Source organism: Gelidibacter sp., assembly GCF_035515035.1.
Lineage (GTDB): Bacteria > Bacteroidota > Bacteroidia > Flavobacteriales > Flavobacteriaceae > Gelidibacter.
The window spans coordinates 138,166-157,106 of the sequence record NZ_DATJCA010000106.1 but is presented as its reverse complement, the minus strand read 5'-3'; the positions used below and the strand labels follow the sequence as shown (position 1 = coordinate 157,106).

18 protein-coding genes are annotated in these 18,941 nt (G+C 38.4%); 12 read left to right on the top strand and 6 right to left on the bottom strand.

Annotation, left to right across the window (positions count from 1 at the left end; all coding sequences use genetic code 11):
* Positions 1 to 209 precede the first annotated feature (209 nt).
* The 6 genes from VLZ86_RS08945 to VLZ86_RS08920 all read right to left on the bottom strand — a co-directional run bounded on the left by VLZ86_RS08945 (position 210) and on the right by VLZ86_RS08920 (position 6,840).
* Entirely contained in the window at positions 210 to 992 is a 783-nt protein-coding gene (locus tag VLZ86_RS08945; protein ID WP_325450479.1) for an enoyl-CoA hydratase/isomerase family protein, read from the bottom strand.
* 123 nt (positions 993 to 1,115) lie between these two features.
* Positions 1,116 to 2,594: a sensor histidine kinase gene (locus VLZ86_RS08940; protein ID WP_325450477.1), complete on the bottom strand. Its 1,479-nt coding sequence runs from the start codon at positions 2,592 to 2,594 to the stop codon at positions 1,116 to 1,118.
* 237 nt (positions 2,595 to 2,831) lie between these two features.
* Positions 2,832 to 3,380: a CopD family protein gene (locus tag VLZ86_RS08935; protein WP_325450475.1), complete on the bottom strand. Its 549-nt coding sequence runs from the start codon at positions 3,378 to 3,380 to the stop codon at positions 2,832 to 2,834.
* Positions 3,381 to 3,394: 14 nt separating this feature from the next.
* Positions 3,395 to 4,747, bottom strand: a complete 1,353-nt coding sequence (locus tag VLZ86_RS08930) for an MATE family efflux transporter (RefSeq protein WP_325450473.1) — start codon at positions 4,745 to 4,747, stop codon at positions 3,395 to 3,397.
* On the bottom strand, positions 4,747 to 5,781 hold the full coding sequence (hemH, locus tag VLZ86_RS08925) for a ferrochelatase (protein ID WP_325450471.1): 1,035 nt from the start codon (positions 5,779 to 5,781) through the stop codon (positions 4,747 to 4,749). The genes VLZ86_RS08930 and hemH overlap by 1 nt, the downstream gene beginning before the upstream one ends.
* A gap of 156 nt (positions 5,782 to 5,937) precedes the next feature.
* Positions 5,938 to 6,840: an AraC family transcriptional regulator gene (locus tag VLZ86_RS08920; protein WP_325450469.1), complete on the bottom strand. Its 903-nt coding sequence runs from the start codon at positions 6,838 to 6,840 to the stop codon at positions 5,938 to 5,940.
* A gap of 215 nt (positions 6,841 to 7,055) precedes the next feature.
* Between VLZ86_RS08920 and hemA the strand changes: the two genes are divergently transcribed.
* From hemA to VLZ86_RS08860, 12 genes are all read left to right on the top strand, one after another.
* On the top strand, positions 7,056 to 8,300 hold the full coding sequence (hemA, locus tag VLZ86_RS08915; protein WP_325450467.1) for a glutamyl-tRNA reductase: 1,245 nt from the start codon (positions 7,056 to 7,058) through the stop codon (positions 8,298 to 8,300).
* Positions 8,293 to 9,873: a hydroxymethylbilane synthase gene (gene hemC, locus VLZ86_RS08910; RefSeq protein WP_325450465.1), complete on the top strand. Its 1,581-nt coding sequence runs from the start codon at positions 8,293 to 8,295 to the stop codon at positions 9,871 to 9,873. Before hemA ends, hemC begins: the two co-directional genes overlap by 8 nt.
* Before the next feature lie 115 nt (positions 9,874 to 9,988).
* A complete protein-coding gene (hemE, locus tag VLZ86_RS08905) occupies positions 9,989 to 11,020 on the top strand; it encodes a uroporphyrinogen decarboxylase (RefSeq protein ID WP_325450463.1) in 1,032 nt (343 codons plus the stop codon).
* 53 nt (positions 11,021 to 11,073) lie between these two features.
* Positions 11,074 to 11,835, top strand: a complete 762-nt coding sequence (locus VLZ86_RS08900) for an EI24 domain-containing protein (protein WP_325450461.1) — start codon at positions 11,074 to 11,076, stop codon at positions 11,833 to 11,835.
* The gene (locus VLZ86_RS08895) at positions 11,825 to 12,364 is read left to right on the top strand and encodes a GNAT family N-acetyltransferase (RefSeq protein ID WP_325450459.1); all 540 of its coding nucleotides are present in this window, start codon (positions 11,825 to 11,827) and stop codon (positions 12,362 to 12,364) included. The genes VLZ86_RS08900 and VLZ86_RS08895 overlap by 11 nt, the downstream gene beginning before the upstream one ends.
* A complete protein-coding gene (hemF, locus tag VLZ86_RS08890) occupies positions 12,354 to 13,265 on the top strand; it encodes an oxygen-dependent coproporphyrinogen oxidase (RefSeq protein ID WP_325450457.1) in 912 nt (303 codons plus the stop codon). Before VLZ86_RS08895 ends, hemF begins: the two co-directional genes overlap by 11 nt.
* Before the next feature lie 41 nt (positions 13,266 to 13,306).
* A complete protein-coding gene (gene hemB / locus VLZ86_RS08885; protein ID WP_325450455.1) occupies positions 13,307 to 14,299 on the top strand; it encodes a porphobilinogen synthase in 993 nt (330 codons plus the stop codon).
* A gap of 163 nt (positions 14,300 to 14,462) precedes the next feature.
* The gene (locus VLZ86_RS08880; protein WP_325450453.1) at positions 14,463 to 14,870 is read left to right on the top strand and encodes an Lrp/AsnC family transcriptional regulator; all 408 of its coding nucleotides are present in this window, start codon (positions 14,463 to 14,465) and stop codon (positions 14,868 to 14,870) included.
* An 82-nt stretch (positions 14,871 to 14,952) separates the two neighbouring features.
* Positions 14,953 to 16,065 carry a CNNM domain-containing protein gene (locus tag VLZ86_RS08875; protein WP_325450451.1) on the top strand — a complete coding sequence of 371 codons (1,113 nt, stop codon included), beginning with the start codon at positions 14,953 to 14,955 and terminating at the stop codon, positions 16,063 to 16,065.
* Positions 16,065 to 16,538: a methylated-DNA--[protein]-cysteine S-methyltransferase gene (locus VLZ86_RS08870; RefSeq protein ID WP_325450449.1), complete on the top strand. Its 474-nt coding sequence runs from the start codon at positions 16,065 to 16,067 to the stop codon at positions 16,536 to 16,538. The genes VLZ86_RS08875 and VLZ86_RS08870 overlap by 1 nt, the downstream gene beginning before the upstream one ends.
* A 95-nt stretch (positions 16,539 to 16,633) precedes the next feature.
* Positions 16,634 to 17,794 carry a serine hydrolase gene (locus VLZ86_RS08865; protein ID WP_325450447.1) on the top strand — a complete coding sequence of 387 codons (1,161 nt, stop codon included), beginning with the start codon at positions 16,634 to 16,636 and terminating at the stop codon, positions 17,792 to 17,794.
* 65 nt (positions 17,795 to 17,859) lie between these two features.
* On the top strand, positions 17,860 to 18,570 hold the full coding sequence (locus VLZ86_RS08860) for a 3'-5' exonuclease (RefSeq protein WP_325450499.1): 711 nt from the start codon (positions 17,860 to 17,862) through the stop codon (positions 18,568 to 18,570).
* The last annotated feature ends 371 nt before the right edge of the window (positions 18,571 to 18,941 follow it).

The following is an 18,941-nucleotide window of genomic DNA, read 5'->3' as shown; positions in this document are numbered from 1 at the left end:
GATATGTAAAATCATTATTTGGATCGGTGAAAATCTGAGTGATCACTAGAACGCAGATAACGCTGATTTTTTATGATTGGCACAGATAGTTATTGACCGTTATTTATTTAACCAGTACAAAGCAAATCAGTTAAAATCTGCTCAATCTGTGTCACCTGCCCTGCCTTCAGGCGGGTCCGTGTTCCATGAGATTCCTGCCTCCGCAGGAATTATGACCCCGGAAACTCCGCCTTCCGCTTTTCTAAAAACGCTGTCGTGCCTTCGGTAAAATCGTCAGTGCCAAAGCATTTTCCAAATTGTTTGATTTCTACTTTATAGCCGTCCACGCCGTCTTTATAATTGGCATTAATGGCTTTTATAGCACCTTTAATGGCCACGGTGGAATTCCGCATGATTTTCCCCGCAATCTTTTCACATAATGGTATCAGCTCATCTTGTGTGGTCACGTGATTAACCAATCCGTAGACTTTCGCAGTTTCCGCATCAATCATGCCAGCGGTCATCACCATTTCCATGGCACGACCCTTTCCAACCAACTGTGGCAAACGTTGTGTCCCACCATACCCAGGAATTACGCCCAATGAGGTTTCTGGTAAGCCCATTTTGGCATTGTCGCTCGCAATCCTAAAATGACAGGCCATGGCCAGTTCGAGTCCACCACCAAGAGCAAATCCGTTGACCGCAGCAATAACTGGTGTGGAAAGATTTTCAATATAATCAAACAACAACTCTTGACCTTTAGCCGCTAATTTTGCACCATCTTCAACATCAAAATGGGCAAACTCACTGATATCAGCACCGGCAACAAAAGCTTTCTCACCACTTCCGGTAATAATGATCACCTTGGTATGTTTATCCTTGTCAGCCACTTTAAAAGCTTGATTGAGCTCGTTAATCGTCGCTTTGTTTAAAGCATTTAATTTATTGGGACGGTTGATGGTAATGATTGTAATCCCGTCGTTTCTTTCTGATAAGATGTTTTCGTAAGACATATAATTATTTTTTTTATTCCGCGCCTGCCTGTGATTGGACAACGCAAATCATTTATTTATTAAATATAATTAACTTTTCACACTGCAATTTGAAGTGATAAAAACTGAAAATTAAGCAATATTTTAAGAGATTCTGGTTTTAGTAGGAAGAATTTCTTTAGGAAAAGTCACCGTAAACGTTGTTCCTTTCCCATTTTGGGAAGTAAAGGAAATAGTTCCCTTATAAGTTTCTACGATGTTTTTAACCATCGCCAATCCAAGACCCATGCCGCTGGATTTTGTAGTAAACTTAGGTTCAAATATTCTAGCGATATTTTCATCGGTGATCCCCTTTCCATTATCAGAAACAGAAATTTTCACCATGTCATTCTCAGACATCACACTGACCACAACTTTTGGATTTTTGCTTTCGGCAACAGCTTGGGTAGCGTTCTTAACCAAATTGGTTATCACACGTATCAATTGTGTACGGTCCAACTGGCAAATAATTTCCTTTTCATCGGCCACAAAAGCAATATAATCTTCACTGAAAATATCCAAGGCCAATTTTACAATTTTAACCACATTAAGTGTTTCATTTTTTTGGGCAGGCATTTTGGCAAAATTTGAAAAGGCAGATGCAATGGAACTCATCGTATCAATTTGCTGTATGAGGGTTTTGCTATACTCATCAACTTTCTGGTGAATTTCAGGATCTTCAGGATTAAATTTTCGCTGAAAACTTTGAACACTCAGTCGCATCGGGGTGAGCGGATTTTTAATTTCGTGGGCTACCTGTTTTGCCATTTCGCGCCACGCCTGCTCACGTTCTGAAGTGGCCAGTTTAACTGCACTTTCCTGCAATTGGTCAATCATGCTGTTGTAAGAATTCACCAAAGTAGCAATCTCCTCACTGGACGATTCAATCTCAATGCGCTGATTTTGTTTTCCCAATCGGGTTGTATTTATTTTATCACTAATTGTTTTAAGCGATTTTGTAATGTATTTGGATAGGAAATAGGCCAGTAGAATAGCTAAGATCAGCATCAGAAAATAGGCATAGCCCAAGCGTTCTAAAAACTCATTTAATTCCTTATTCAAAATATCATCGTTTTGAATATAATGGAGGTTTAAAATTGCAATCGGTTTGAATTTTTTATCTGTGATATAGGTAAAAGACGATTGAAACGTTTGATCATGCTGCACAATTTTCTCAACATACCTGTGTGTGGCTGTATTGGAAAGCGCATTTAAAACATCAGCATCCAAACAACTTGAAAGCGTATCGCCTTCAATACTAGACTTTGACGATTTTAAAAGACCGCCCTCAAGATCAAAAAGATTGACTTGCAATTGGTGGATATCTGCAATCTTATAGATTTCTTCCCTAAAAATTAAAGGGATCTTTTCAGTTTTGGGCTCCCATGATGTTTCACGGATTACAAAGTCAATATGTCGCCGGATATTATCTTCCTTGCGTTCTAAACGATTCCGGTGATAATCCTGAGCTTCCTCATTATATTGATAAATCGTGACTGCTGCAATTAGAATGGAAGCGATAAGCACCAACAAAATCATTGCAAAAAAGATGCGTACACGTAAGGAAAGTCTTCTGGTTCTCATTTAAATAATTGTAGCTCGATAAAGATAGCAATAATCAGTCCAAATGACGGTTGCATCTTAAATTTCAAAAAATGGTATCCTCAAATTCCACGGGATTGGTGATTGATGATTATTGATCACTCCTAACTTTATCTGCCAGTATGAATCGGTGCAGATGAACGGCGCGTGATTTTGATAATATTTATTATTGAATTAAGATTAACGTCGTCTGGAATTTGGAACTTGGAATTTAAAATTCTAGGCATCAGGATTTCGATTTCTGATGTTTTTATATAATTTAAATCCCAGCATTAATAGCACGCCTAATACCACAATGCCCACCACCCCAAAAATCCAGTTGAATGAATTTTTCAGGATCACTAAAAACACCACAGAAAACAAGATAAACGTGGCCCCTTCATTCCACAGTCTCATGAAATTAGAGGTTTTTTTGACTTCATCGCGTTGCAATTGTTTGTAAAACTGATGGGTTTTTAAATGATAAAAGATAAGTAGGAACACGAACGCCAATTTTACATGCATCCAACCTTGATGTAACCACGACGGTATCAAAATAAGTAACCAAATTGCAAAAACAGTGGCTAAAATTGCCGAAGGCCAGGTAATAATGTTCCACAAACGCTTGGCCATCAATTTGAGCTGTTTACCTAAAATTTCCTTTTCAGGCGAGGGTTTATGAAAGGCTTCAATTTGATAGACAAACAATCTTGGAATGTAGAATAGTCCCGCAAACCAGGTGATGACAAAAATAAGATGTAGCGCTTTTATATAATTGTAATAGTCCATCGTTCAAAAATAAATTAAACATCTTTGGGAATCAGATTCTTCTTGATTTCTCGATTCAAGAAATAGGCGGTCACGATAGTGGCCAACACGTCTGAAATTGGAAAAGAAATCCAAACCCCAAGTTCGCCGTAAAACTTCGGCAAAATCAAGATGAGCGGAATGAAGAAAAAACCTTGTCTGGATAATGTCAATAATAAGGCGGGTACGGCTTTCCCAATGGCCTGAAAATAGGCAGCACCAATTAACTGCCATGCAATAATGGGCGTTGCAGCAAATACCCAACGCATATCGTTTGGAGCTTGACTAACCACAGCAGCATCTGTGGTGAACATCCTTGTGATACTTTCCGGAAATATCATCAATACAATAAACACCAAAGTTGCCAGAATTGCGGCGTATTTAATGGCCGTATTTAGCGTTTCCTTTACGCGATGGTAGTTTTCCGCCCCGTAATTGAAACCGGCAATCGGCAAAAATCCTTGAGTAACCCCAAGAACAGGAAACATGGCAAACATTAACATTCTTCCCGCAATCGCATAGGAGGTCACAGAAGTTTCCCCACCTAAATCAAAAAGGATATTATTCATGAACAAATAGGTGACGCTTACCACCGCTTGACGTGACAGCGTGACGAAACCCAAAGAAGTGATTTCTTTGACGATTGGAAAATTCAATCCCAAATGCGCAAAGTCAATTTTTAATTCTGATTTGTTGGAGATAAAAAACCAAAGGATAAATGCCAAACAAATCGCATAAGAAAGCGTAGTAGCCCATGCAGCTCCTGCCATTCCGAAATCCAATACATAGATAAAAATATAATCCATGATCAAATTACTGACCGAAGGAATCATCATAGCGTACATGGCAAATTTTGGCTTTCCCTCCGCTCTAATGACCGTGTTTGCCATCATACAAAGTGCTAAAAGCGGCACTCCATAAAGAACAATTTCATAATAGATTTTGGCGGGTTCAAAAATACCGCCTTTGCCACCAAAGGATTCGATGATGCCATCGGCAAAAAGTAATCCCACAGTGACCAAGGAAAGTGTCAACACCAAAGTCAAGGTGATTTGGTTGCCAAAAGTTTTCAGCGCTTTTTCATAGTTGTTACCGCCCAAGGCCCTAGAAATTATAGAAGAACCTCCAATCCCGATAGCCATTCCCAAAGCCGCAATAAAAAACGACACTGGTAAGACCACATTAATAGCGGCAATGGCCGTAGACCCAATCCAATTCCCAACAAAAATAGTATCCACCAAGATATTCAGCGACATTACCAAAATCCCGATTGATGCAGGAACAGCTTGCTTTATTAAAAGCTTGCTGATGGGTTGTGTGCCTAAATCTTGAGAGGAGTCTTTAGCCATTATACGGGTACAGCTTGTATAGTTGCCCAATCATTGATCCAATTGGAAAGTATCGTTACAAATTCATCATCATCATTTAAACAGGGTACGGTTGTAAATTCCTTACCACCCACTTCATGAAAAATTTCTTGGCCTTCCATGGCAATTTCTTCTAAGGTTTCCAAACAATCACTCACAAATGCCGGGGTGACAACCGCCAAGTTCTGCACCCCTTTTTTGCCCATACGTTCTATGGTCAAATCTGTTGGGGGCTGCAACCAAGGATCAAATCCTAATCTTGACTGAAACGACGACGAATAGGTGCCTTCTTTTAAATTGAGTTTTTCAGCCACTAAGCGTGTGACTTCCAAACATTGGTGACGGTAGCAAAATTCGTGCGCCGGAGATGGTGTTATGCAACAGCTCTTGTCGATTTTACAATGTGATTTTGTGATGTCACGTTTACGAATATGACGTTCTGGAACCCCATGATAAGAAAACAACAAATGATCATATGGATTGTTTTTTAAATGTCTTCCAATAGAATTGGAAAGGACATCTATATAATCTTCGCGATTATAAAACGCTTTCAGATCAGAGATCTTGAGATTTGGAAAATGTTCTTTACGTATTTCTTCTGCCAACACCAAAATAGTTTCGGTAGTTGCCATGGCAAATTGTGGATAAAGCGGCATCAAAAAGACCTCTTCAACCCCTTTGTCAACCAACTCTTGAAGCCCTTTTTTAATGGTTAAACTCCCATAGCGCATGGCCAAAGACACAGGAAGATCGGTGTTTTTTTGTATTTTTTTCTGAAGTCGCTCAGAAATCACGATTAGCGGCGAACCTTCCTCCCACCATATTTTTTGGTACGCTTCCGCGGATGCTTTTGGTCGTGTATTTAAAATAATCCCTTTTACAATGAAGGTTCTTAACCAAAGCGGAACGTCAATGACGCGTTCATCCATTAAAAACTCACTTAAATAAGGCTTAACATCTTCTGGTGTTGGGCTATCCGGCGAACCTAAATTGACAAGTAAAACTCCTTTTTTCATTGAAAACTTTTTTCATTCCTGCGAAGGCAGGAATCTATTTTTTTTAATTATATCCTATTCCTTCGAAAGCAGGCATCCATTTCTTAATTATAATCCAACTTCCACAGATCTTCAAGTCTCGAAAGTCTCTGGAATGAGCATCCTTTAAATATTAATTTACGAAGATAATGACATTAAATATTTTTTGGGGGTCGTGCCATATTTCTTTTTAAATGCCACTATAAAGTGGCTTGATGTACTATAACCAACTTTCAAGCCTACCTCATTCACATTATAGTCAGAAGATTCCAAAAGCTTTCTGGCGACTTCCATCTTATAATCGAATAAAAAACTATATACCGTATCCCCATAAATCTGCTTAAAACCTTCTTTTAGTTTCTTTATGTTCAAACCTATCTCCTCAGAAAGCTCCTGCAAGGTTGGCGGTTCGGCCATTCTGGAAATGACAATATCTTTGGCTTTTCTGATTTTGATCACATTGGTATCATCCACCAAAAAGGGACATTGTTCTATATTGGCATCCTCACTTCTATTGAAATATAAACTTAAGAGCTCATAGGCCTTCCCCTTAAAATAAAGATTTTTGATGGACGAATTCAAATTATAATGAATCAGTTGTGTCAAACCAATGGCCATGGAAGGAGAAATTTTTCCATCCTTATAATACTTTTTATCCTTGTTATCATTGCTCAAAAAAGTGATGTAGCCAGCTTCTTGGGAGAACAGCCCATGGAATTTTTTTATGGAGATCACAATTGAGACCAACCACGAATTGGGTTGCATTTCCATATGCATGGGCAAATCACGTTGTGGGTTATACAAAAGGAGTGAATTTTCCTCCATGATATCCAAAGCATAGCGCCCTTCATTGAAAATGAATTTACTAAGGCCCTTTAAACAAAAATGAAATTGAATAAAACTACTATCGATCTCTCGGGTAATAATATCCACGGCATTACTCTCGTTTTGATAGGTCAACACCAAAAAACCATCATCAATCTCAGTCTCTTCTAAAGAACCTTTAACGACATTTTTTAATTCCATTGTTTTAATATCCATTGTTTCTTATTTAGATTCATTCTAAACAAAACCATCTATAGGCATCGGTACTGCTGCAAAAGTATGTTATTTATGCCACTTCTATAAAATAAAAGACCAAAAAACACCGAGCGACATTTATAGTCCTTTGAGCGTTGTTTTTATTCAATTGACATTTCTACTTTTGTCTTGAATCTTCGCTATCGAATATCCAAAACCAGTATTGAGCACTATTTATGTTGAAAACTACTTATTTTTATGCCATTGGATTAAGCTATAAAAAAGCAGATGCGGATATTAGAGGTCGTTTTAGTTTGGACGACACTTCTAAACAAAACCTACTCCATCAGGCAAAAGAAATAGGCATTGAGAGTTTGATCGTCAATTCAACTTGCAATAGGACTGAGCTTTATGGTTTTGCGGAACATCCTTATCAACTCATCAAATTACTTTGTGAGAACTCCAAAGGCACTATTGAAGAATTCCAGCACGTCGCCTACATCCACAAGAACCAAGAAGCCATTTCACACATGTTTCGTGTAGGTTCTGGACTTGACAGTCAAATTTTAGGCGATTTCGAAATCATCAGTCAGCTCAAAACTAGTGCAAGAACATCCAAGAAATTGGGATTGCTCAACGCTTTTACTGAACGTTTGCTGAATGCGGTCATTCAAGCCAGCAAACGCATTAAGAACGAAACGGAGATTTCTTCCGGAGCAACTTCTGTATCGTTCGCCTCCGTTCAATATATTTTGAAAACGATCGAAAATGTTTCGGATAAAAACATTTTACTTTTTGGAACCGGCAAAATCGGAAGAAATACCTGTGAAAATCTGGTGAAACACACCAAAAACGAACATATCACCTTAATCAACAGAACAAAAACCAAGGCTCAAGAAGTCGCCGGTAAATTCAATCTGTTAGTAAAAGATTACGCTAATCTCCAAGAGGAAATCAACGCCTCTGATATATTAATTGTTGCAACCGGTGCTCTCAATCCCACGGTTGATAAAAGCCAGATTCAATCTAAAAAGCCATTGTTGATTTTAGATCTTTCGATTCCTAAAAATGTCAACCCTGATGTTACTGAATTATCTAATGTATCCTTGATCCATCTTGATGATTTATCGCAAATGACGGACGATACCTTAGAACGCAGAAAAGCTTTTATTCCTTTAGCTGAAAAAATATTAGACGAGGTTAAGCAGGATTTTAACAGTTGGCTTGAAACTCGTAAATTTGCACCAACCATCAACGCATTGAAGCACAAATTGCTCGATTTAAAAAATGCCGAATTGGAAACCCAACGTAAAAAATACGCCGATTTCAATGAAGCCCAAGCCGAGTTGATCAGCAATAATATCATTCAAAAAATTACGAATCACTTTGCGTACCATCTTAAAACAGATGACACGTCTACTGATGACAGTATTGAACTCATCAGAAGAGTGTTCCAGTTAGAATCCACAAAACATGTCTAAAATAATAAGAATTGGTACCCGTGATAGCGAATTAGCGTTATGGCAAGCCAAAGCTGTTCAAAATCAACTAGAGACTTTAGGTCATCTTACCCAATTAGTCCCTGTGAAATCAACAGGCGATTTGGTGCTTGACAAACCCATTTATGAAATGGGGATTGTGGGCGTTTTTACCCGAATTTTAGATGCCGCAATGCTCAACAATGAGATTGATATTGCGGTCCATTCGCTTAAAGATGTACCGACACTTTTACCTCAAGGCATTGTTCAGGCCGCAGTATTAAAACGTGGCAACGTGAGGGATACTTTGGTCTTTAAAAACAACGAAGAGTTTTTATCACAAAGAGATGCGGTCATTGCCACCGGAAGCTTAAGACGCAAAGCCCAATGGCTCAATCGTTATCCCACCCATACTATAGTTGGGTTAAGAGGCAATGTCAATACCAGACTCCAAAAATTACAAGAAAATGAAGATTGGAATGCCGCCATATTTGCTGCTGCCGGGATTGGAAGAATTGGGGTTCGTCCAGAGGATGCCATCAATTTAGACTGGATGGTTCCGGCTCCTGGACAAGGCGCCATCATGATTACCGCACGCGAAGAAGATGAGGAAGTGCTTGCCATTTGCAAAGAAATCAATCACGAAGAAACCGAAATCTGTACCACCATCGAGCGTAAGTTCTTGAATCTTTTAGAAGGTGGCTGCTCGGCACCAATTGGAGCTTTGGCATTCATTAAAAACGAAGAAGTCAACTTTCAAGGTGTGCTATTGAGTGTGGATGGCACCAAAAAGATTGAAGTTACACGTACCGAAAAACTAGGCAATCACCATAATATTGCACAATTTTCTGCAGATTACGTCTTGGAGCGTGGCGGAAGTAGAGTGATGAATGAACTTAGTGATACGGAGAGAGCCATTCAGGTTTTCTCTACCAGAAAACTATCCGAAGTACAGCGTCAGCGTTTTAAAAATGTCGCCGTAGAAAGTACCGACTTCTTAAAAATAAGTTTGAACAGGATTGCAAAACCGATATTGAAGTCGCCCATTGAAAACGTTATCATCACCAGCCAAAACGCTGTAGAAGCCATTACTGCCAGTGTTCCTAAAGAAGAGCTACAATTTAAGAATATCTATTGTGTGGGCCGACGCACCAAAAGATTGATAGAAAATAGAATTGGCAAAGTCAAGCATTCTGAAAATTATGCGAAAGATCTTGCTGCCTATTTGATAGAATTTATTGATGGAACTGAAGTGACCCATTTTTGTAGTGATATAAGATTGGATGAATTGTCTCAAACCCTTGAAAACAACAATATTAAGGTGAATGAGGTGGAGGCATACAAAACCATTTTAGATTCAGAAAAAATAGATCCGAATATTGAAGGGATTATGTTTTACAGCCCTTCAACCGTAGAAAGCTATATGATTAATAACGATGCCGAAGGGAAAGTTGCTTATTGTATAGGAGATACTACCGCTACTGAAGCCAAAAAATATTTTACGGATGTGCGGGTTGCCAAAATACCAACGGTAGAAAGTGTGATTGATTTGGTGAATGAAAATTATGTCTCATAAAACAGACATAATATAATACAGACATAACCTGCAAGTAGGTTTTTAATTCTGAATTACTATATAATAAAAAGACTAACTTAATAATGAGATTCCTGCTTTCGCAGGAATGTGGGACATGGTAAAAAACGATTTATACTTAAGAGCATTAAAAGGTGAAACAGTAGACCGTCCACCAGTTTGGATGATGCGTCAAGCTGGACGCTATTTACCGGAATTTCAAGAAATAAAGGCTAAATACGATTTCTTTACACGTTGTAGAACCCCAGAATTGGCGAGTGAAATTACCGTGCAGCCCATCCGCCGGTATGGTATGGATGCCGCTATTTTATTCAGCGACATTTTGGTGATTCCGCAAGCCATGAATATTGAGGTGCAAATGAAACCTGATTTCGGGCCCTATTTACCAAACCCAGTACGGACACAAAAAGATGTGGACAAGGTGATTGTTCCTGATGTGCATGTTGAATTGGATTATGTCATACAAGCCATTAAAATGACGAAGGAAATGCTTAATGACGAGGTTCCATTGATTGGTTTTGCAGGTTCACCTTGGACTATTTTATGTTATTGCGTACAAGGTCAAGGCAGCAAAAATTTTGACAAAGCAAAGCAGTTTTGTTTTACAAATCCAATTGCAGCGCATCAATTATTGCAAAAAATAACCGACACCACCATTACCTATTTACAAGCAAAAGTGGCTGCTGGATGTGATGCGATACAAATTTTTGATTCTTGGGGCGGCATGTTAGCGCCATCCGATTATCATGAGTTTTCATGGCAATATATCAATCAGATCATTGAAGCTTTAAAGGATCATGCCCCGGTGATCGCTTTTGGTAAAGGCTGTTGGTTTGCCTTAGGTGATATGGCAAAATCAAACGCCACGGCTTTGGGAATTGACTGGACCTGTTCTCCAAGAAACGCACGTTATTTAACTGGAGGAAATATTACCCTACAAGGTAATTTTGATCCTTCCAGATTGTTTTCGCCACCTGCTGAAATCAAGAAAATGGTAAAACAGATGATTGACGAGTTTGGAAAAGATAAATATATCGTCAACTTAGGCCACGGGATTTTACCGAATATTCCTTTGGATAATGCCAAAGCCTTTATTGATGCGGTAAAAGAGTATAAGAGTCCGAACTAAATGATACACAGACCTGACAGGTTTTAAAAAGCTGTCAGGTCTCATTTCAATCTATGATTGGCAACATTTTCAAAGGCATTAAAGCCTACGCAGGAACTTTAAAATTGATTTCCAAACTCAGACTTTGGAAATATTTTGGCGTTCCTATGCTGATCAGTTTTTTAGTGGCCTCAACAATACTTATTTCTGCTTACTCCTTTTCAGATAATTTCGCCTATTATATATCCAAACTATGGGTTTGGGAATGGGGCAAAGAAACGTTTTTCCTAATCAGCGAAATTTTAAGTGGTATTTTAATTCTCGTGTTGGGATTTATACTTTACAAGCACATTGTCATGGCCTTGTCAGCGCCTTTTATGAGTCCGGTATCCGAAAAAATTGAAGCCCATCTTTTAGGTGTAGAAAGACATCAGCATAGAAATACCTCTTTTTCTGAACAATTATGGCGTGGCATACGAATTAACCTGAGAAATTTAGTGATGGAATTGTTGTTGACAATCCCCATTATTCTCATCGGATTTATTCCAGTAATTGGTATCTTTTCTACCATAGCATTGTTCTTAGTCCAAGCCTATTATGCAGGTTTTGGAAACATGGACTATACTTTGGAGCGGCATTTCAAATATGATGAAAGCATTAATTTTGTAAAACAACACCGCGGACTGGCCATTGGAAATGGAATCGTTTTTATGTTGTTTTTATTGATCCCCATTATCGGGATTATTTTTGTATTGCCGTTATCAGTAACTGCGGCATCAACGGAAACAGTAGCTTTGCTTAAATCACAAAACAGATTGAAATCTAATGATTTATAGTTCGGAACATTTCAGTATTTCGCTTTTACAGCCCAAAAACGCCTTGCAGCTGAATAAATTACTGGTGTCCAATACCGAACGCTTTATTCGGTTTCTACCAAAAACCTTGGAAGAAAATACCACCTTGGAAAGTACACAAAACTATATCAAACGAAAAATCAAAGCGGCTGAAAAAAGAAAGGAATTCGTTTATATCATCCAAGATAAACACAGTATAGATATCATAGGGATGATCATTTTGAAGAATTTAGACTGGGAAGCAAAACAAGGAGAATTCGCCTATTGCATTGGCCAACGTTTTAAAGGCAAAGGCTTGATGAAGAAAGCTATAAAGGCAACCTCCCAATATACTATGGAAGAATTAGGATTGGAAACACTTCAAATACTGTCACACAAAACGAATTTGTCAAGCGTAAATACGGCTTTAGGATCAGGTTTTAAATGGCAAGGTACTTTAAAGGATGAGTTTGAGCCATTAAATAAAGCACCTTTAGATATGGAACTTTTTGAATTAAAACATGAAAGATAAATTCTACAATTACATCCTCACCCTCCAAGACACCATCACTTCAAAAATTGAGACTGTAGATGGCAAGGCTAAATTTCAAGAAGATCTTTGGGAACGTCCCGAAGGCGGTGGCGGACGCACACGAGTCATTGAAAACGGCAATGTTTTTGAAAAGGGAGGCGTCAATATCTCTGCAGTTCATGGTGAATTACCGGATAGCATGCAGCAATATTTTGGAGTTAAAGATGCCAATTTCTTTGCCTGCGGCTTAAGTTTAGTACTTCATCCAAAAAATCCGATGGTCCCGACCGTACATGCCAATTGGCGTTATTTCGAAATGTATGACCAACAGGGAAATATCGTCGATTCATGGTTTGGTGGCGGACAAGATCTAACGCCTTATTATTTGTTTGACGAAGATGCCATTCATTTTCATCAGGTCTGTAAAACAGCGTGCGATAAGCATCATCCTGACTTTTACGCGCTGTACAAGAAAAGATGCGACGAGTATTTCTGGAATTCCCACCGCAATGAAGCACGCGGCGTGGGTGGTTTATTTTTTGATTACTGCAAGTCACGAGATGACCTGTCCATGGACGATTGGTATAGCTTTGTAATCGAAGTTGGCGATAGTTTTTTGGACGGTTATGTTCCCATAGTGGAAAAAAGGAAAGAAATGCCCTATTCAGTTGAGCAACGAAATTGGCAGGAAATCCGTCGTGGCCGGTATGTAGAATTCAATTTGGTCCACGACAAAGGCACCTTATTTGGATTAAAAACCAATGGCCGCATTGAAAGTATCTTGATGAGTTTGCCGCCCCATGTACAGTGGGTGTATGACCACCATCCGGAGAAAGGAAGTGAAGAAGACCGACTATTAGACGTATTAAAACATCCTGTAGATTGGACGTCAAGATTATAATAGATTTTAAATTAACTACTGCACACTGAATACTGAAAACTATGTACCCATTAAGAAGAAATAGAAGATTAAGAGCCAATGATGCCATTCGTTCATTAGTAAGAGAAACCATCATTTCACCAAATGATTTTTTAGTACCACTTTTTGTTGTGGAAGGCAAACATGTCAAAGAGGAAATTGCCTCCATGCCAAATTACTTCCGTTACAGCTTAGATCTCTTAGAAAAAGAAGTTAAGGACCTTTGGAGCATGGGCTTAAAATCTGTTTTGCTTTTTGTAAAAGTTCCTGACAACTTAAAAGACAACCAAGGTAAAGAAGCCATCAACCCAAACGGATTGATGCAACGTGCTATCAAAACGGTTAAGAACGCCTGTCCAGAGATGTTGGTGATGACTGACGTGGCTTTTGATCCGTATTCCGCTTATGGACATGATGGCATCGTGCAAAATGGATTGATTCTGAATGATGAATCGGTGGATCTTTTAGCTGAAATGAGTGTTTCCCATGCTCAGGCTGGTGCCGATTTTGTCGCGCCAAGTGATATGATGGACGGCCGTATTTTAGCCATTCGTGAAGCCTTGGAAGATGAAGGCTTTACGGATACCGGAATTATGAGCTATTCGGCTAAATACGCCTCTGCATTTTACGGACCTTTCCGTGATGCCTTGGATTCTGCGCCAGTGGACATGAAAAATGTTCCGAAGGATAAAAGCACGTACCAAATGGATTACGGAAATCGTATTGAAGCGCTTAGAGAAACAGAGATGGATATTGATGAAGGGGCAGATATTGTGATGATCAAACCTGGGTTGTGCTACTTAGATATTGTACGCGAAATCAAAAATGCCGTGGATGTGCCGGTGGCGGTATATCAAGTTTCTGGAGAATATGCCATGCTAAAAGCCGCTGCTGAAAAAGGCTGGTTAAATCATGATGCTGTGATGATGGAACAAATTACCGCCATAAAACGTGCTGGAGCTGATGTGATTGCATCTTACTTTGCGAAGGACGTAATGAGACTTTTGAATAAGTAAAAGAGTTGATTTATATAAAATTTTATCAAAATTAAATTAGTAGAATATTCTAATTCGTTTTTGGTAAATCACATTAAACTGCAATTTTGGTTATCTATCAAAAATAATTTTATATATTTAATTTCGATTTAATGTATAATCACATCATATATTTTTGATTCAAATGGACAGTATAGATACAAAAATCCTCCAAATGCTTCGTCGAAACTCACGCGAATCTTTTGCAACCATTGGCAAAAAAGTAGAACTCTCTGCTCCAGCTGTAGGTAAACGCGTTAAGCAATTGGAGGAAAAAGGAATTATCTTAGGATACTCCCTAAAACTCAATCATGAAAAACTTGGGGTGGCAACCAAAGCTTATATCAATTTAAAAATCCATCAATCGAGTACTTTAAGAACCGCCTACAACCAAATTATCCCTCAAGAAGAAGTGCAGCGTTGCGATCGGATTACGGGTCAAGATAGTCTGTGTATCCTTGGATATTTTAAAAACACTCAGGATCTGATCACCTTTATTGAACGTATTTCACAATATGGAGTTCCAACAACCAGCATCATTTTAGAAAGTTAGCGCTAATTGTCAATTGTTTTTCATCAAAACATAAATAAAGAAACTAAGAATATCCTTAAATTAGCAGGAAACACTTAAATCAATGACCTTATTAATCCTCTATGCTTTTATTTCCATTTTCTTTTCCTTCCTCTGTTCCATATTAGAAGCGGTGTTATTGAGCCTAACACCAACGTTCATTAATATTAAGAAGAAAGAAGGCAAAAGTTATGCGGTAAGTTTGGAAGCATTAAAAAAGGATGTTGATCAACCGCTCATCGCCATTTTAACACTCAACACCATTGCACACACTGTAGGCGCCATTTTAGTGGGTGTGCAGGCCGAAAAAGTATTTGGAAATGGCGATAATTCCATTTTGATCGTATCGGCGGTGATGACCCTTCTCATTTTGGTTCTTTCTGAAATCATTCCTAAAACAATAGGTGCTACCTATTGGAAAAAATTGGCTAATTTCACTGCAAAAGGGCTCAATATCCTAATTTTCCCTTTAAAATATACCGGTATTCTTTGGCTTTTACAGTTGACCACCAAACTTATTGGTGGAAAAAACGCCCACGTTAGCACTGTGAGTAGAGATAGCTTTTTAGCCATGACGGATATTGCCCATGAAGAAGGTGTATTTCAGGAATCGGAGAGTAAAATTATTAAAAACCTCATCAATTTTAAAAAGATTTTAGCAAAGGACATCATGACGCCCCGTACCATGATGGTTTCAGAAGATGAAAAGACCTCGGTGAAATCATTTTTTGAGGAGCACCTTGAACTCCGTGTATCGCGAATTCCAATCTATTCTGAAAACCCGGATAATATTACAGGACTGGTTCTCAAAGATGATATTTTCAGAGAAATGGCCCTTGATAATGATCATAAAATATTGGCAGATATAAGAAGGGATATTATCATTATTGAACGGAACTTGCCAATTCCCATCTTATTTGAAAAATTGATAGAGAGTAAAAACCATATGGCGTTGGTCGTGGATGAATACGGCACCGTTACAGGATTGGTCACTATGGAAGATGTAATTGAAACCTTGTTAGGTCTTGAAATCATGGATGAAAGTGATACTGTTGCAGACCTACAAACGCAGGCTCGAAAAAGTTGGGAAACTCGCGCTAAACACTTGAAAATCATTCAGGATGGGCAGCACAATGAAGCTGAACCTAAAAACGACAACCTAAAGAATGATCGTTAGTGGAATCCTGCATCATCAAATCGCCATTAGGGTTCACTAAAATCAGTGGTGATGAAGACGGCATTAGCGCCATCACCATTTTGAATTCTGAAGAAAAAGTCACGGATATTATTCCCATAGAACTAGAAGATTGCGTCCATCAACTCAATCAATATTTTGAAGGGAAGCGCACACAATTCGATCTCATTTTAAATCCTGAGGGCACAGACTTTCAAAAGAAAGTTTGGGACGCACTTCAAACCATTCCCTACGGAAAAACATGCTCCTATTTAGAACTAGCACAGCAATTGGGAGATGTCAAAGCCATAAGAGCGGTCGCCAATGCCAATGGCAGGAATCCATTGTGGATTGTAATTCCTTGCCATCGTGTTATTGGAAGTGACGGAAGTTTGACAGGTTACGCCGGTGGATTGTACCGCAAACAATGGCTGTTGGAACATGAAAGCCCTTATAAACAGCAATCTTTATTTTAAACAAATAAGTCCTATTAGATTTTAAAAGCTGCAAAGCATTCTTGTATAGCCATTGCGAGAATATTCCTTATATTTAGTCCACTAAACTCCAACTAATGAAATTTCTCAAACAGTTCCTTAAATGGATCCTCATTTTACTAGTACTCATAGTAGCCGTTTTATACATTACCGATACTGATTATTTACTAAAAGCGGTGAGAACTATTTATCTCAAAGGTCATACTACCGCCTATTTAGAAGACTATAAAGAATTTGATAATGAAAAAGTGGCAAACGGAACCCCTCAACCTTGGCCAAACCATTTGGAATATAATTCTGTAAAAGAAACAGATGCACTCCAAAAAATGAATACAGACCTCGGTACTATTGCTTATGTGATTATAAAAAACGACAGTATTTGGTTTGAAAAGTATTATGACGGATTTGATGAAAAGTCCAAGTCCAATTCCTTTTCCATAGCGAAAAGCTATGTTTCTGGATTGATGCAAAAAGCCATTGAGCAAGGTCACATTAAGAGTTTAGACCAACCAGTTGGTGATTACTTCCCAGAATTTAGTGAAGGAAAAGCTGCAAGAATGACGGTTGGCGATCTCTCTTCCATGAGTTCCGGTACTAATTGGGATGAAGCCTATTATTCGCCATTATCCATAACCACACGTGCCTATTTTGATGATGATATTAAAAAAGTGATTTTAGGATTAAAAATGGACGACGAGCCTGGACAAAAATTTAAATACGCCAGCGGTGACACACAACTATTGGCCATGGTCATTGAAAAAGCAACAGGAAAAAAATTATACGATTACCTTTCAGAATCTTTTTGGAAACCTTTGGGATCTGAGAATTCAACCCTTTGGCAAGTGGACAGTGAAGCGAATGATTTGGTCAAAGCCTATTGTTGTATTGCAAGTAATGCCAAAGATTTTGCGCGCTATGGAAAGTTATTTAAAAACCATGGAAAATGGAACGGCCAACAAATTTTAGATTCTGCTTTTGTGGTAAAATCGGTTATGCCTCGTTTTCCAGAAAGTCCAGAATATGGCTACGGCTGGTGGTTGATTCAAGACCATAATGGCAGGGACTTTTTCATGATGCGTGGCCATTTAGGTCAGTATGTGATCGTACAACCTGAGGATAACGTGATTGTTGTGCGCTTGGGCCATAAATCGTTAAAGGTGGATGAAGCTATAGATCCGTTTACGGAAGATATTTATACCTATATTAATGAGGCCTATAAAATGATGGGCCAAAATTAGTGAGCACAACAGGAATATATAAAGGATATTAATTAAAAAGATTCCCGCCTTCGTGGGAATGGATGATGATCAGCAAACTCAATCTAGAAGACATCTTATTCCTGGATATAGAAACGGTTCCAGAAACACATCATTTCTCAGATTTGGACAAAACCAAACAAGAGCTGTGGGAACTCAAATCCAGATACCAAAGAGCCGATATTTCAGCGGGGGATTTTTATGAACGGGCAGGAATATGGGCGGAGTTTGGAAAAATTGTGTGTATTTCTGTCGGATATTTTAAATTTCAAGGGGATATCAGAACTTTTCGAGTGACCTCATTTTATGGTAATGAAGCTAAAATTCTCAATGATTTTAAAAATCTAGTGCTATCTCATTTCAGTCAAACTAAACATTTGTTGTGTGCGCATAATGGGAAGGAATTTGATTTTCCTTATATCGCAAGGCGTATGATCATCCAAAATATTGAATTGCCAAATAAGTTGAACCTCTTCGGTAAAAAGCCTTGGGAAGTCCCGCATTTGGACACCATGGATCTATGGAAGTTTGGCGATTATAAAAATTATACGTCTTTAAAATTGTTGACCAACGTGCTCGGAATTCCGTCGCCCAAAGATGATATTGATGGCAGTGAGGTATGCCGTGTGTATTATGAAGACAATGATGTTGATCGCATCGTTATCTATTGCGAAAAAGATACGATTGCAGTAGCACAAATATTCTTAAGATTACGTGGGGATTCGATATTGGAAGATAGTGAGATTAAGCATATTTAAATAATCTCCGCCCCCGACTTCGATAAACTACGTGAAGTTTTATTCGTTAATTTTCGATGAAATAAAATTTTGGGAATGTGCTCAAACTTAAAGCTATTAAAAAGAGGTCTTCAGCAAATACTTAGAATATACCCTATAGAGGATACAACAAAAATCTCACGCCTAGGGCACAGAAATATGAAAGTATTCGTTTCTGAGATAATTTGCAGGAGATTTCTCAGCAGAAGTAGGTTTCTGATGAAAAATCTCTCACAAAAAATTCATGCTTTGTCCCTGGGGCTTGGGTTAAAGCATGAATATCTTTTTTGTGAGCATTAAAATACCTTTAAGTAATTTTAATGTTTTTTGAAAGGTCTCAAATAATTTACTTT

What these genes read in the sequence shown, in the direction of transcription:
- VLZ86_RS08945 (WP_325450479.1), bottom strand. Translation starts at nt 992, where the DNA reads ATGTCTTACGAAAACATCTTATCAGAAAGAAACGACGGGATTACAATC.
- VLZ86_RS08940 (WP_325450477.1), bottom strand. Translation starts at nt 2,594, where the DNA reads ATGAGAACCAGAAGACTTTCCTTACGTGTACGCATCTTTTTTGCAATG.
- VLZ86_RS08935 (WP_325450475.1), bottom strand. Translation starts at nt 3,380, where the DNA reads ATGGACTATTACAATTATATAAAAGCGCTACATCTTATTTTTGTCATC.
- VLZ86_RS08930 (WP_325450473.1), bottom strand. Translation starts at nt 4,747, where the DNA reads ATGGCTAAAGACTCCTCTCAAGATTTAGGCACACAACCCATCAGCAAG.
- hemH (WP_325450471.1), bottom strand. Translation starts at nt 5,781, where the DNA reads ATGAAAAAAGGAGTTTTACTTGTCAATTTAGGTTCGCCGGATAGCCCA.
- VLZ86_RS08920 (WP_325450469.1), bottom strand. Translation starts at nt 6,840, where the DNA reads ATGGATATTAAAACAATGGAATTAAAAAATGTCGTTAAAGGTTCTTTA.
- hemA (WP_325450467.1), top strand. Translation starts at nt 7,056, where the DNA reads ATGTTGAAAACTACTTATTTTTATGCCATTGGATTAAGCTATAAAAAA.
- hemC (WP_325450465.1), top strand. Translation starts at nt 8,293, where the DNA reads ATGTCTAAAATAATAAGAATTGGTACCCGTGATAGCGAATTAGCGTTA.
- hemE (WP_325450463.1), top strand. Translation starts at nt 9,989, where the DNA reads ATGGTAAAAAACGATTTATACTTAAGAGCATTAAAAGGTGAAACAGTA.
- VLZ86_RS08900 (WP_325450461.1), top strand. Translation starts at nt 11,074, where the DNA reads ATGATTGGCAACATTTTCAAAGGCATTAAAGCCTACGCAGGAACTTTA.
- VLZ86_RS08895 (WP_325450459.1), top strand. Translation starts at nt 11,825, where the DNA reads ATGATTTATAGTTCGGAACATTTCAGTATTTCGCTTTTACAGCCCAAA.
- hemF (WP_325450457.1), top strand. Translation starts at nt 12,354, where the DNA reads ATGAAAGATAAATTCTACAATTACATCCTCACCCTCCAAGACACCATC.
- hemB (WP_325450455.1), top strand. Translation starts at nt 13,307, where the DNA reads ATGTACCCATTAAGAAGAAATAGAAGATTAAGAGCCAATGATGCCATT.
- VLZ86_RS08880 (WP_325450453.1), top strand. Translation starts at nt 14,463, where the DNA reads ATGGACAGTATAGATACAAAAATCCTCCAAATGCTTCGTCGAAACTCA.
- VLZ86_RS08875 (WP_325450451.1), top strand. Translation starts at nt 14,953, where the DNA reads ATGACCTTATTAATCCTCTATGCTTTTATTTCCATTTTCTTTTCCTTC.
- VLZ86_RS08865 (WP_325450447.1), top strand. Translation starts at nt 16,634, where the DNA reads ATGAAATTTCTCAAACAGTTCCTTAAATGGATCCTCATTTTACTAGTA.
- VLZ86_RS08860 (WP_325450499.1), top strand. Translation starts at nt 17,860, where the DNA reads ATGATCAGCAAACTCAATCTAGAAGACATCTTATTCCTGGATATAGAA.